Genomic DNA, 13052 nt, shown 5'->3' with positions numbered 1-13052 from the left:
GTCTTGGGGCATGAAAACCACTCGCCGGCCCGGCTATGACGGCTCCGGCCCTGGCGACATTACGCCGGACGGCTGCGCCGTGGACTTCTATCTGCGCCTGCCTGTGGACAACGAACCCGACGTGATCGCGGCCGCCGCGCCACCGCCCGCGACCCTGCTGGAGCTGGGCTGCGGCGTCGGCCGGGTGACCAGGGCACTGGCCGCGCGGGGGTATGCGGTGACCGCCGTCGACGAGTCGCCGGCGATGCTGGCGCACGTGACGGACGCCCGTACGGTGCACAGCCCGATCGAGACCCTGGAGCTGGGCGAGACCTTCGACGTCGTGCTGCTCGGCTCGTTCCTGGTGCACGCCGGTGACGCCGCCGTCCGGCAGGGGCTGCTGCGGACCTGCCGGCAACACGTGGCGCCGGGCGGGGCCGTGCTGATCCAACGGGAGGGCGCCGGCTGGCATGACGCCGTACCCCGGGAAAGGCAGCTGCTCGACGGCGTGGCCCGCGTCGCGGCCTCGACCGACATCGGCGATGGCGTCCGGTCCATGCGGTTCGAGTACGTCTTCCCGGACGCCCGCTGGACCCAGACCTACCTGTCCCGGCCGCTGAGCCCGGCGCAGTTCACCGCCGCGCTGACCGAGGCCGGGCTGGCGGTGGAGCGCTACCTGACCCCGGACGGCGCGTGGGTCCTGGCCCGGGCGGCCTGATTCAGCTCGACGGCAGCGGGGCCGCTACCGGGCTGCGGTAACCGTCGCGGCCCACGGCCCGCACCCCGAAGAAGACGTTGTCCTTCGACAGGTCGATGGTCACCGTGGTCACGTCGCCGACCGACAGCACGTTCGTCCAGTCCGGCGCCGTCGTCTCACGCCAGACCACCTCGTAGCCGGCCAGGCCGGGGCCCGTGCCGCGCTGCCAGCGCAGGGTCGTGTCGTTGGTCAGCCGGGTCGTGTCGATCACCACGCCCTTCGGCGTGCCCGGTGCCCGCGCCAGTGACCACAGCGCCGCCGCGTTCACCCGGGCCACCCGCGCGATGTACTTGAAGTCGCAGAACTCGACCAGGTCGCCGTACTGGATCCCGTTCTCGACGCGGACGTCCTGGTGCTCGTGCGCGAAGTTCTCCCGGGGCTCGGTGAGGCGCGCCGCCGGATAGCCGCGCAGCAGGAACGAGATGTGGTCGCTGCCGCGCAGGTAGCGGTCGCGGCGCCAGACGACCCGCACCTTCATGCCGGTCTGCGGGTTGTCCGCGACGTCGTGGACGAAGCGGCCGAGCTGGCGCGACGGGCCGTCGTTCTCGCCGCCGACCGACTTGCGGACGTTCGCCTCGGCGGCGGTCTCCGCGGTCGGCACGCCCTCGACGAACAGCCGCACCGTGCGCGGATCCGCGGCCGTCCCGTCGTGGGCGTCGCCGGTGCCGACGATGTCGTTGCTGAACATGGCCTGCACGTCGGCGCCCGCGTTCTTGTACTGCTGGGCCAGGTGGTCGGAGCCGTAGAGGCCCTGCTCCTCGCCCGCGACGGCGGCGAAGACGACGGTGGCCCCGGTGCGCCGGGTGGCCATCACCCGGGCCAGTTCCATGATCGCCGCCACGCCGGACGCGTCGTCGTCGGCGCCGGGTGCGTCGCTGGTCGCGTCCATCACGTCGGAGGCCCGTGAGTCGTAGTGGCCGGTCACCACGTACACCCGGCCGGGGTCGGTGTCGCCGCGCAGCGTGGCCACCACGTTGGTGATCCGGGTCGGCGTGGGCACGCGCGGGGAGACCGGCTGGATGAACGACTGCAGCTCGACGGTCATCCGGCCGCCGGAGGCCGCCGCGTACGTGCTGAGCTGCTCGAAGATCCAATCCCGGGCCGCACCGATGCCGCGCGCCGGGTCATCCTGGGCGGAGAGCGTGTGCCGGGTGCCGAACGCGGCGAGCCGGGTGACGATGGCGCCGATCCGGTTGGGATCGATCTCCCGCAGCATCGCTCGCAGCGCCTTGTCGGGCGCCTGTCCGCGCAGACCGCTGCCGGCGGCGTGGGCCGCCCGCGGGCCGAGGACCGGTGTCGCCGCGACGGCTGCGGAGGCCGACAGGAACGCGCGCCGCGACGAGGTGGGCTTTTCGCGCTGATCCGTCATATCTCAGCATCGTGGTCCACCCCGGACGAGATGTCCATGCTCATCGATGTCAATCCGCCCCCGGCTACGCCGGCGGCCGCCAGATCCAGGGCGTCGTGGTGGTGACCGGGTGCAGGCCGAGCCGTTCGAGGATCGGCCGGCTGTCGTCGGAGGCGTCCACCATCAGATAGTCGATGCCCCGCTCGACGGCGATCCGGGCGCGCTGAGCCACCAGGGCGCGGTAGATCCCCCGGCGCCGCCAGCCGGCCAGCGTGGAGCCGCCCCACAGTGCCGCGAACCTCGTGCCCGCCATGACCATCAGCCAGGCCGCCGAGACGACCTGGTCGCCGGCCTTCGCGGTGAGGATCACGAGGTCGTCCGGGGTCGAGCGGATCCGGTCGGCCAGGTCGCCCGCCAGCCAGGACCAGTCGGCGTTCCAGACGGTCGACTCCATGGCCGCGATGGCGCGCAGATCGGCCGGGTCGGTCGTCGCCGCGATGGTCACGCCGTCGGGTGTGGCGCCGGCCTCGACCAGGGCGGCGGCCGGTCCGATGACGACGGTCTCGCGCGGATCGGGGGCGAAGCCGGCCTGTGCGAGGCGGTCGGTCAGATCGGCGCGGTCGTGGCCGTACGTCTTCCACTCGACGGATTGACCGCGCGCGGTGAAGAAGTCCCGGGTCCGGGCGATCAGCGCGTCGAGTTCGGCGCCGGTGAGGTGGTCGAGGTCGCGGGCGAACACCAGGCCCTGCGTGGGGGTGGTCACCCGGATGGCCGGGCCGTCCCGGGTGGCCCGCCAGCTGTGCGGCATCCGGTCGGCGACGGTGCCGCGGATCTGATCGTCGTGCAGCTTCAGCAGATCGTCTGTCGTCATCGCGGCCGATTGTGGCGGTGACCGCTTGGTCTGACAACAGGTTTACAGCCGCGGTGGACCGGTGCCCACCGCGGCCGTGGCCGGAACTACTCAGCCGCCGCTGACCGGGCGGAACGGCTTCTGCGGGGTGCGGGGCAACGCCGTGCGGGCCTTCACCGACGTCGGGGCCGCCGGCAGGTTGTCCAGCATGACGCGGCCGATCTTGGCGTGGGCCTGCACCGCCGGGTGGGTCGCGCCGTAGTTCTCCGGGTCGCCCAGGCCCTCGGCGAACATCGCGTACGTCAGCAGCGGCACACCCTCCGGGCTGAACATGATGCCGACCTCGTGCCGGGACTCGCCCAGGTCGTTGAAGTCGGCGCCGTACTTCGACGCGACGCGCTCGCGCTCCAGGGACGACATCACCCGGCGGACCCCGTCGTGGTAACCGCTGAGCCCGCGGGTGAGTCTCAGCAGGAATTCACACGACTCCGGCTTCAGCAGCGTCTTGGTCGCCAGGCGCCACAGCAGGTCGTGCATCTCGCGCGGCGTCGTCGTGCCCAGGAAGAAGCGGTTCGGGTTCGCCACCGGGATGACCCGGGTGTGCACGAAGCCCTTCGCCGCCAGGATCTCGTTGACCTCCAGCGCGGGGACCAGCCGGCCGCACATGCGTACGGCCGTGTTGTCCGAGACCAGCAGCATCGCGGTCAGGAAGTTCGCGACCGTGATCTCGTCGCCGTACACCCCGTGCAGGAAGTAGATGCCCGAGCCGCCCAGGATGATGTCGCCCTGCAGGTCGAGTTTGGTGCCGAGGGTCAGCTGGCCACGGTCGATCTTGTCCATGACAGCCGTCGCCACGGCCAGCTTCTGCACGCTGTAGCCGAAGGTGACGTGGTCGGCGTCGTCCTCGACGATCGGCTTGAGCGCGCCGGTCGCGTCCACGGCGGCGATGTGGGTGTGCCAGAGGCCGCCGACCTTGGCCTTCTCCTTCTCGTACACCCTCTTGATGCTCGCCGGGCCGGCCGCCGCGGCCTGGGCGGGGGCGCTCACGCCGACCCCCGCGACCGCTGCCGCGGCGCCGAGACCGAGTGCCGAGCGGCGGGACATGCTGGTTGACATCGTTCTCCTTGAATGGACGGACGGGTGGCCACGCGGCAACGTACACCATGCCCGCTCATGATCGGAGAAACCGCAGCACGGCGAGCACCCGGCGGTGGTCGGTGCGCGCCTGCGGCAGGTCGAGCTTGGTGAAGATGGCGGTGACGTGCTTCTCGACGCTGCGTTCGACCAGGTGCAGGGCTTCGGCGATGGCCACGTTGGAGCGTCCCTCGGCGAGCAGCCCGAGGATCTGCCGTTCCCGGTCGCTGAGCCGGGCGAGCCCGGCGTCCACGGCCGGCGCGGCCAGCAACTGCCGGACCACCTCGGGATCCAGCGCCGTGCCGCCGTCCGCGACGCGCCGCAGCGCCCCGACGAACTCGTCCGTGCTGACGATCCGGTCCTTGAGCAGATAGCCGACGCGCCCGGCGTTCTCGGAGAGCAACTGCCGCGCGTAACTGGTCTCGACCCACTGGGAGAAGACCAGAACCCCGACCTCCGGGTACGCGGACCGGATGGCCAATGCCGCCCGCAGCCCCTCGTCGGTGTGCGTGGGCGGCATCCGCACATCGACGATCGCGGCGTCGGGCGGATCGGCGGCGACGGCGGCGAGCAGCCCCTCGGCGTCGGGGACCGCGGCCGACACCTCGATCTCATGCTCGCCGAGCAGCAACGCGATGCCGTCCCGCAGCAGCGGATTGTCCTCGGCGATGACGACGCGCACAGTCAGCCTCCGGTGGCCAGGGTAGTCGGGCACGGGCGCCGTCTCATCCGCCCGGTCACCCCCGCTCGGGCAGAATCATCGTCACGGTCGTCGGCCCGCCGGCGGGGGAGTCCACGCTCAGCGTGCCGTCGAGCGCCGCCGCCCGCCGCGCCAACCCGGCCAGTCCCGTCCCGGTCCCGCCGCTGGGGGTGATGATCGCCGCGCCGCCGTGGCCGTCGTCGGTCACCGTCAGTCGCAGGCCGCGGTCGTCCGGGCGCAGGTCGATGCGGACCCGCGTCGCGCCCGCGTGCCGGGCGATGTTGGTGAGCAGTTCGGCCACCGCGAAATAGAGCGCCGAGGCCGTCGAGTCGGGTGGGCGGCCGGCCAGGGACACGGTCACCTCGGCGGGCACGGCGCTGCGGGCCGCCAGGGTGGTCAGGGCGACCTCGAGTCCGTCGTCCAGCGCCGGCGGGTGCATGCCGCGGACGATGTCGCGGAGCTCGGCCAGCGCCTCCGTGACCGTGCCCCGGGCGTCCGCGGCCAGCGCGCGTACCTGTTGCTGGGTGCTGCGGTTCTCGATGCGCGACAGGGTCAGGCCGAGCGCGACCAGCCGGGCCTGGGTGCCGTCGTGCAGGTCGCGTTCGACGCGGCGCAGCATCGCCGCGGCGTCCGATCGCAGGGCGGCCCGCCCCGCCTCCAGTTCGGCGATGCGCTGCTGGGACCGGCTCGGATGCAGCAGGGACCGGATCAGGAAGCTGTCGAGCAGCACCACCAGGCGCAGCCACCAGGGACACGCGATGAGGATCGCCGCCCCCTGCAGCGCGATCCGCCAGGTCCCGGCCCAGGTGTCGTTGTCGTACGCGGCGAGGTCGGCGGGGAGCAGGAGCCACCACAGCGGATAGGTGATTCCGGCCGGCGCGAGCACGACGACGATCAGGCCCGCGTATCCCCCGGCGATCATCAGTGGCCAGCGGGCCAGGCAGTAGGCCAGCGCGCGCCACGCGGCCGGGTCGCTCAGCAACGCCCGGACCCGCCCCCAGAAGGTCCGGGCCGGCAGCGGCGGCGGATCGGCCCACTCCCAGCCGAGCAACCGGCGGGCCGGGCCACGGAAATAGCGGGGGGTGCGCCGGGCCAGGGCCAGCACGCCGATCAGCAGCGGCAGGCCGACGGTCAGGATCGATGCCACGCCGGCGACGACGCCGACCAGCGCCAGCACGAAGGTCGGCATGCCGATGAACACGCCGGAGACGAGGTAGGCCAGCTCACGCCAGGTGCGGGCGGTCAGCCAGGCCCGCAGCACGATCGCGAGACGCCACCGGCCGGCGGCCGGCGTCGACGGCACGGTCGCGAGCGGCCCGCGACGGGTGGGCGGTGTGGTCAAGCGACGACCTCGATGGGTGGGCGGCGCATCGCCAGCGCGGCCGGCAGCGCGGTGCCCGCCAGGACCAGGGCCGCCGTGCCGAGCACCCCGGTGAGCAGCCAGCTTCCGGGCACCCACGGCGTCCACGTGCCCAGGGCGGTGTGCAGCAGCGGCAGGGCCGTCGTCGCGGCCACCGCCGCGCCGACCACCAGTGCGGTCCCGGTCACCAGCAGAGCCTCGCAGATGACGACCGCCAGCGCCCGCCGCCGGGTCGCTCCCGCGAGTTGAATGATCGCCAGGTCCCGGCGCCGGGCCAGGATCACGGTGACCAGCGTGTTGACCGCGGCCACCGCCGCGAAGGCGACGTAGACCGAGGTGCCGGAATACTCCAGCCAGCGGTCCGCGGCCGGCGGCGCCGTGCCGGTCGCGCGTTCGGTGGTCTTCAGCATGATCACCTTGACGGCGGTGAACGCGATCGCGAGGGTGAGCGGCACCAGCGCCCCGGACAGCGCCTTCGCCCGGACGGCGATCGTGTCGCCGGCCATCCGGCCGACGTCGCCGAACAGCCGGCCGGCCAGCGCCGCCACCCTGAGCAGGGCCGGGCCGAGTAGGCCCGCTCCCACGCAGAGGGCGAGCATGACGATCAGGCCCAGCGAGTCGGTGGTCTCCGCGTCCAGGCCGGCGATCGCGACGGACAGCACGCTCCCGCCGGTGACCAGGACCAGCCCGGCGGCCGTGCGCACGACGCCGATCCGCCGCCGCGGCGCCGCCGACTCGGCCAGGGCCGCGGCGGGACGCATCCGCGACGGGCGGATCGCCGCGATCAGCGCGCCGGCCAGCGACGTCCCCACCGTGACGGCCAGGGCGATCGGCAGGGCGGCCGGATGCGGGTGGAAGGTCACCGTCGCCGGGGCGAGGTCGTGCGCGACGACGCCGTTGATCCAGGCCCGGCCGCCGACGCTGCCCAGCGGGACGCCGAGCAGCGTCGCGGGCACGGCCACGATCACCGCCTGCGCGGCCACCGCGCGGCGGACCCGGCCCGGGGTGGCGCCGATCGCCCGCACCAGGGCGATGTCGCGGGCCTGCTGGGCGATGGTGGCGGCCATCGTCACGCCGACGATGATGATCGACAGATAGCTCGCGATCATGACGAAGAGGACCGCGATGTCGGCGAGGCCGCTCTCGGTGAGCGCCCGCCGGGCGGCGGCGTCCATCGGGGACCGGCCGATCGAGCTGGTGATGCCGAGCCCGGCCACCACGAGCGCCGCGGCCAGCAACTGGGTGGAGAACGGACCGAGGAACGACCACGGATTGCGCCGCAGCGCCTGCCGGATCACCGGGCCACCGCCCTCGACAGCGGCCCGGCGACGGTCGCCGACCGGGCGGCGGCGCTCATTGGTGCCACCGCTGTGGAGACTGCGTGCAGGCGGTCGGCGATAGTCGCCGACCGGGCGGCGGCGCTCATTGGTGCCACCGCCGTGGAGACCGCGTGCAGGCGGTCGGCGATGGCCGGGGCGTCGGGGGTGGCCATGTCCGTGGCCACCGTGCCCGCGCGCAGCAGGACCAGCCGGTCGCTCCAGGCCGCCGCGACCGGGTCGTGGGTGACCATCAGCACGGTCACCCCGTCCCGGTCGACGGCCCGGCGCAGCAGGCCGAGGATCTGGCTGCCGGTCGTCGGGTCGAGCGCCCCCGTGGGCTCGTCCGCGAAGATCACCGACGGGCCGGTGACCAGCGCCCGGGCGATCGCCACCCGCTGGCGCTGCCCGCCGGAGAGCTCACCGACCGGCCGCCGGCCGGTGCCGCCGAGCCCGACCGCCGCCAGCACCTCGTCGATGTCGCGCCGGCGGGGGCCGCCGAGCCGGGCGGGCAGCGCGAGGTTCTGCCGCACGGTCAGCTCGGAGAGCAGGTTGTAGGACTGGAACACGAAGCCGACCCGGTCCCGCCGCCACCGGGTGAGGGGTCGCTCCCGCATCCGGCTGATCTCGCGGCCGGCCAGCCGGACCGAGCCCGAGCTGGGCCTGTCCAGCCCGGCGGCGCAGTGCAGCAGGGTGCTCTTGCCCGAACCCGTCGCGCCCATGACGGCGACGAACTCTCCCGCGCCTACGGTCAGTGACACCTGCCGCAGGGCGACGATCCCGCGCGGGAACTCGCGGGCGACATCCTTGAGATCCAGAACCGATTCCATGCCGTTCAGCCTGGCCGCCGCGGGCGCCGGGATCTGCCGTGCTGCCCGGTGTCTCCGGGTGCGGACAGCCGCACCTCATGGGGTCAGGGCAGGAACTGCTGCTCGATCTTCGTCACCTTGCCCTGCTGCACGGTGAACCAGAACATGGTGTCCGGCAGCTGATCGCCGAGGTGCTTCTTCAGGCCGGAGACGGCGATGGTCTTCTCGGTCCCGGGGTTGGCGGCGGCGAGGACCACCGCCTCGGCGGTCGAGGCCAGCGGCAGGTCGCGCAGCTTGGTGTTGTCGTTGACGATGAAATAGTCGTTGTCCGGACTGTCCTGCTCGGAGGTGGGGTTCTTCTTCTTCCACGCCTTCGCGGCGGCGTCCCCGGTGAGGAACTCCACGAGATCCATGGACACGGTCTCGCCGCCGAGGTCGGCGATGAAGCCGGGCCAGCGACCGTCGGCCAGCAGAACCGCCGGCGTCTTCGCGGCCCCGGTCGCGATCGGGGTGACGGCCGGTGCCGGGCCGTCACCGAACCGGGCGGTGGATCCGGGCGTGGCGGCCGGCGAGGCGGCGGTCTTGTCCTTGGCCGACTGCTGCGAGCAGGCGGCGGCGAGGGTGAGAACGGTGACTGCGAGGCCGGTGGCGGCGAGCAGTCTGGGCAGGCGTGACGGCATGAGCAGAACATCGCACACCGGCGCCACCCGCCGGCCGGAAACGGCCCCGGCGCCGAGACGCTCCTAGTCGCGCAGGGCCACCGCGACGCCGGGCTCCAGCGGGCCGAGGAAGACCGGATCGCGACCGGAGACCACGTCGGCGAGGGCCTTGACCACCGCGCCGCGCTCGCGCACCACGCCGTTGCGCCACGGCTCGCGATAGATCCGGGCGGTGTCGTCGCCTACTCCGGTCGCCTCGACGCCCAGCCGGCGGCACAGGGCCACCGCGCGATCGATGTGATAACTCTGAGTCACCACGATGGCCGCGCTGACCCCGAACACCTCGCGGGCCCGGGCGCACGAGTCGTAGGTGTCGAAGCCCGCGTGGTCCAGCACGATCTGCTGGCTCGGCACGCCGCGGTCGACGAGCCACTGGAACATCGCGCCGGGCTCGTTGTAACCCCAGTCCATGTGGTCGCCGGAGACCAGGATCGCCCGGATCTTGCCGTCGGCGAGCAGCTGCCGGGCGATCTCCAGGCGCGCGGCCAGGAACGGCGACGGGTTGCCGTCCGGATACACCTCGGCGCCGAGCACCAGGGCGATCGGTGCGGCCGGGACCGTCGCGGCGGTGTAGACGTGCCCACGGGCCTCCGCCCGTACCCAAAGGTCGCCGGTCGCCATCGCCAACACCGCCGCCGCCACGCAGAGCGCACCCGCCACGACGCCGCGCCGGAACCAGATCCTGACCATGCGGGTCACGATGCCAGCCACCGTCAAGCCCGGCGCCGCTGTCACCCCGAGTGCTTGCGCCAGCTGTGCTCCGGCTCGTAGCCCAGGACCCGGCGGGCCTTGGCGATCGAGAGCAGCGTCTCGTGCTCCCCGAGCTCCTTGGTCACCGGTACGCCGGGGAACACCTCGGCCGCCAGCGACGCACTGGAGCGGCTCATCACCGTGTCGGCGTTCGCGATGACGAAGACCTCCATGCCGGGCGCCTCGTATGCCAGCGCCCGGCGGACCGCCTGCGCGCCGTCGCGGGCGTCGATGTAGCCCCACAGGTTCCAGCTGCGGGCGCGCGGGTCGGCGTCGAACGACGGGAACGCGGCGTAGTCCTCGGGGTCCATCACGTTGGACAGGCGCAGCCCGATCATCTTCAGCTCGGGGTTCCACCGGCAGAACTGCGCCGCCATCTGCTCCTCGAGGTGCTTGACCAGCGAATACGTCGACTCCGGGCGGGCCGGATAGCCCTCGTCGACCGGGATGTACGGCGGCGGCGTGCGGAACGGCAGCCCGAGCACGGTCTCGCTGGACGCCCACACGACGTTGGTGATCCCGGCCAGCCGCGCGGCGGAGAAGACGTTGTAGCTGGCGGTGATGTTGTTCTGGAACGTCGCCGCGTTCGGGATGAGCCCGGGCGCCGGGATCGCCGCCAGGTGCACCACCGCGTCGATCTTGTCGTAGCGGTCGTCGATGGCGGTGAGCGCCTCGACGGTCTGCCCGTAGTCGGTCAGGTCGATCTTGAGGGCTGGGCGCGGTGCCGCGACGTCGAGGTTGACCACCTCGTTGCCGTGCGCGGTCAGGTCGGCGATCACCGCCCGCCCCAGCTTGCCGCTTCCGCCGGTCACCGCGATCCGGGTCATGTCTGTCCTTCCGATACCGATGCCGATGACTTGTGCCGGGCCGGGGTCAGCGCGGCGGCGCGGTGCTGCCCCGCGCGGTGATGTGGGCGGCGCTGCCCTCGGCGTTGTCGACCCGCTCGCCGTCGATCGCCTTGAGCAGCTGGCGGGCGGCCTGGGCGCCGTATCCCGGGATGTCCCGGCTCAGCGTGGTCAGCGGCGGATGGACCAGGCTGCACAGCAACGAGTCGTCCCACGCCACGATGGACAGGTCGGCGGGCACCGCAAGGCCCATCTCCTGCGCCACGGCGAGCCCGGCGACCGCCATCACGTCGTTGTCGTAGATGATCGCCGTGGGCCGGTTGCCGCTGCTCAGCAGCCGCCGGGTGGCCCGGCCGCCCTCCTCGCCGGTGTAGTCCGCCTGCGCGGTGACCGTCCCGTCCAGGCCGAGCGCGGCGCTCGCGGCGGCGAACGCGCGGGTCCGCGCCTGGGTGTGCAGCAGGCTGGTCAGCCCGCTGACCTGGGCGATCCGGCGATGGCCCAGGGCGGCGAGGTAGCGGACCGCCTCCGTCATCGAGCCGGTGTCGTCGGACCAGAGCTGCGGGATCGTGCCGGTGTCGGCGGGGCCGCCGAGCACCACGGCCGGCAACTCGAGCTGCTGCAGCACCGGGATGCGGATGTCGTTCTCGCGCAGGTCGGTGAGGATCACGCCGTCGATCCGCCGCTCACCCCACCAGCGCCGGTAGACCTCGATCTCCTCCTCGGGCGTCGCGACGACCTGCAGGGTGAGCGCGTACGACCGGGCGGCCAGTTCCAGCTCGAACCCGCTGATCAGGCCCATGAACCAGGGCTCGACGCCGAGGATCTTGGCGGGCCGGCACGGGGCCAGGCCGACGGCGTTCGCGCTCGCCCGGGACAGCGCCCGGGCCGCGTTGCTGGGGCTGAAGCCGATCTCCCGGGCGACGTCGAGAATGCGTTGCCGGGTGGTGTCCGAGACTCCCGGCTGGCCGTTGAGCGCGTAGGAGACCGCGCCCTTCGACACGCCCGCACGCCGCGCGACATCGGCGATGGTAGGCCGCTTCACTCAACTCTCCTCGGGTCGCCGCAAGCTTACCGGCGCCGGCCGACACGGCGACGGCTGCCCGGAGCGGTCGCCGTCAGCCTGCCGGGCGCCGTCAGCTGCCGGCCGTGGTCGGCGCGGTGAGGGCTGCCCGGAGCAGGTTGTGCAGCTTCGCGGCGCGGGCGGGGTGCTGGTGTGCCATCCAGGCGACCCGGCCGGCCAGGTGCGCCGCGAAGTCCGGGTGGCCGTCCCGGTTCGCGGCGGCCAGCCCGTGCCGGCCGGCGTTGTGCAGGATCGCCCGCAGGCCGTCGTACTCCTCGCGCGGCACGGCCGGGCGGCTGTTGACCACGAGCCCGGCCAGCAGCTGCCGGTCGGCTCGCCGGCGGACCCGGGTCTTGTCCGGGTGAGCCCGGAAGCCCTCCTCGGCCGCGATGCCGCGCACGTACGAGATCAGGTCGAGGGTCCGCCGTTCGCCGAGGGTGCCGGAGAACGCCAGGTCGTCGGCGTAGCGGGAGTAGTGCAGGCCGAACCGGTCGGCGAGGCCGGTCAGCCGCCGGTCCAGCCGGAACGCGCAGAGGTTCGCCAGCGCGGGAGAGGTCGGTGCGCCCTGCGGCAGGTGCGGCTGCCGCAGCATCGCCGCCCGGGTCGTGTCGGGCGCGCCCCGCAGGACGCGGGCCGGCGTGCGCGTGGTGGTCAGCGCGGTCAGCGCGTGCGCGACCGGCTCGGGATAGCCGGCCTGGCGGAACATCGCGTACACCCGCGGCGCCGTGATGCTGGAGAAGAAGGCGCGCAGGTCCATGCTCACCAGCACGGCCCGCCCGGCGTGCGAGCCGGCGAAGGTGTGCACCCCGCGCCCGGCCACGAATCCGTGGGCGCGCTCGTGCACCGGTATCGCGGCGAGCACGTGGTCGAGCAGCCGCCGCTGGATCGCGCGCAGCCGTGGCTTCGGCGCCTCGATCAGCCGGTGCGGCAGCCACTGGTAGCGATAGTGGCGCAGCGGCTCGTCGCGCGCGTGCCGGTTGATCTCCCGCCGGTCGGCGAACCAGTCCAGCAGGTCGCCGTCGACGGCCAGAAAATCGGCGAGGGCGGCCAGGTCGTCGATGCGCGGGGTCTTCCACCGCATCCGTACGGTGCGGGTCGGCGCGACCAGGCGGTGCCGGATGACCGTCCGGCGGGACTGCCGTCGCGCGCCCGGCGTCGTCCGGATGATCTCGGCGACGAACCGGGCCAGCTCCCGCGGCCGGTCCGCCGGGGCATCCCGGTATGCGGCGGCCACCGCATCCACCACCCGCGGGACCCAGCGGGTGGGCCGGCCGAGCAGCGCCCGGCCCGCGCCGATCATCGCCTTCCGCCGCCACGACGTGGTGAGCAGGGCGTCGGCGAGGGCGGTGGCCACGAAGCGGCCCTGGACGGTGGCGGCGGCAGCGTGCCCCGACGATGCCCGGTCGTGCCTGCGCCGTCCTGCGC

At 73.3% G+C, this 13052-nt stretch carries 13 protein-coding genes; 1 reads left to right on the top strand and 12 read right to left on the bottom strand.

The annotated features are described in order from the left end of the window. The first annotated feature begins 10 nt into the window (after nt 1–10). Nucleotides 11–697 carry a trans-aconitate 2-methyltransferase gene (locus DMB66_RS23320; RefSeq protein ID WP_125806252.1) on the top strand — a complete coding sequence of 229 codons (687 nt, stop codon included), beginning with the start codon at nt 11–13 and terminating at the stop codon, nt 695–697. A 1-nt stretch (nt 698) separates the two neighbouring features. On the opposite strand, the gene DMB66_RS23315 is transcribed toward DMB66_RS23320, so the two are convergent. The 12 genes from DMB66_RS23315 to DMB66_RS23260 all read right to left on the bottom strand — a co-directional run bounded on the left by DMB66_RS23315 (nt 699) and on the right by DMB66_RS23260 (nt 12981). Continuing rightward, entirely contained in the window at nt 699–2105 is a 1407-nt protein-coding gene (locus DMB66_RS23315; RefSeq protein ID WP_125806251.1) for a M20/M25/M40 family metallo-hydrolase, read from the bottom strand. Nucleotides 2106–2169: 64 nt separating this feature from the next. Continuing rightward, the gene (locus DMB66_RS23310; RefSeq protein ID WP_125806250.1) at nt 2170–2955 is read right to left on the bottom strand and encodes a GNAT family N-acetyltransferase; all 786 of its coding nucleotides are present in this window, start codon (nt 2953–2955) and stop codon (nt 2170–2172) included. Nucleotides 2956–3045: 90 nt separating this feature from the next. Continuing rightward, the gene (locus tag DMB66_RS23305) at nt 3046–4050 is read right to left on the bottom strand and encodes a serine hydrolase (protein ID WP_125806249.1); all 1005 of its coding nucleotides are present in this window, start codon (nt 4048–4050) and stop codon (nt 3046–3048) included. 55 nt (nt 4051–4105) lie between these two features. Next, nucleotides 4106–4750 carry a response regulator transcription factor gene (locus DMB66_RS23300; RefSeq protein WP_125806248.1) on the bottom strand — a complete coding sequence of 215 codons (645 nt, stop codon included), beginning with the start codon at nt 4748–4750 and terminating at the stop codon, nt 4106–4108. A 55-nt stretch (nt 4751–4805) separates the two neighbouring features. After that, nucleotides 4806–6110 carry a sensor histidine kinase gene (locus DMB66_RS23295; RefSeq protein WP_125806247.1) on the bottom strand — a complete coding sequence of 435 codons (1305 nt, stop codon included), beginning with the start codon at nt 6108–6110 and terminating at the stop codon, nt 4806–4808. Then, nucleotides 6107–7426, bottom strand: a complete 1320-nt coding sequence (locus DMB66_RS23290; RefSeq protein WP_125806246.1) for an ABC transporter permease — start codon at nt 7424–7426, stop codon at nt 6107–6109. Before DMB66_RS23290 ends, DMB66_RS23295 begins: the two co-directional genes overlap by 4 nt. Next, entirely contained in the window at nt 7423–8274 is an 852-nt protein-coding gene (locus DMB66_RS23285) for an ABC transporter ATP-binding protein (RefSeq protein ID WP_125806245.1), read from the bottom strand. The genes DMB66_RS23290 and DMB66_RS23285 overlap by 4 nt, the downstream gene beginning before the upstream one ends. Nucleotides 8275–8357: 83 nt before the next feature. Further along, nucleotides 8358–8933, bottom strand: a complete 576-nt coding sequence (locus DMB66_RS23280) for a hypothetical protein (protein WP_125806244.1) — start codon at nt 8931–8933, stop codon at nt 8358–8360. Between the two features lie 63 nt (nt 8934–8996). After that, a complete protein-coding gene (locus tag DMB66_RS23275) occupies nt 8997–9662 on the bottom strand; it encodes a vancomycin high temperature exclusion protein (RefSeq protein ID WP_125806243.1) in 666 nt (221 codons plus the stop codon). Nucleotides 9663–9703: 41 nt separating this feature from the next. Then, nucleotides 9704–10549 (bottom strand): NAD(P)-dependent oxidoreductase, encoded by an 846-nt coding sequence (locus DMB66_RS23270; RefSeq protein WP_125806242.1) that lies wholly within the window; start codon nt 10547–10549, stop codon nt 9704–9706. Between the two features lie 46 nt (nt 10550–10595). Next, a complete protein-coding gene (locus DMB66_RS23265) occupies nt 10596–11609 on the bottom strand; it encodes a LacI family DNA-binding transcriptional regulator (protein WP_125806241.1) in 1014 nt (337 codons plus the stop codon). 91 nt (nt 11610–11700) lie between these two features. Next, nucleotides 11701–12981, bottom strand: a complete 1281-nt coding sequence (locus tag DMB66_RS23260) for a reverse transcriptase family protein (RefSeq protein ID WP_125806240.1) — start codon at nt 12979–12981, stop codon at nt 11701–11703. Nucleotides 12982–13052 lie beyond the last annotated feature (71 nt).

This window comes from Actinoplanes sp. ATCC 53533, assembly GCF_003947245.1.
The sequence above is the reverse complement of the archived record's forward strand: the minus strand, read 5'-3'. Positions and strand labels throughout refer to the sequence as shown.

Excerpts from the sequence above, each read along its gene's own strand:
- DMB66_RS23320 (WP_125806252.1), top strand. The coding sequence starts at position 11 with ATGAAAACCACTCGCCGGCCCGGCTATGACGGCTCCGGCCCTGGCGAC.
- DMB66_RS23315 (WP_125806251.1), bottom strand. The coding sequence starts at position 2,105 with ATGACGGATCAGCGCGAAAAGCCCACCTCGTCGCGGCGCGCGTTCCTG.
- DMB66_RS23310 (WP_125806250.1), bottom strand. The coding sequence starts at position 2,955 with ATGACGACAGACGATCTGCTGAAGCTGCACGACGATCAGATCCGCGGC.
- DMB66_RS23305 (WP_125806249.1), bottom strand. The coding sequence starts at position 4,050 with ATGTCAACCAGCATGTCCCGCCGCTCGGCACTCGGTCTCGGCGCCGCG.
- DMB66_RS23285 (WP_125806245.1), bottom strand. The coding sequence starts at position 8,274 with ATGGAATCGGTTCTGGATCTCAAGGATGTCGCCCGCGAGTTCCCGCGC.
- DMB66_RS23280 (WP_125806244.1), bottom strand. The coding sequence starts at position 8,933 with ATGCCGTCACGCCTGCCCAGACTGCTCGCCGCCACCGGCCTCGCAGTC.
- DMB66_RS23275 (WP_125806243.1), bottom strand. The coding sequence starts at position 9,662 with ATGGTCAGGATCTGGTTCCGGCGCGGCGTCGTGGCGGGTGCGCTCTGC.
- DMB66_RS23270 (WP_125806242.1), bottom strand. The coding sequence starts at position 10,549 with ATGACCCGGATCGCGGTGACCGGCGGAAGCGGCAAGCTGGGGCGGGCG.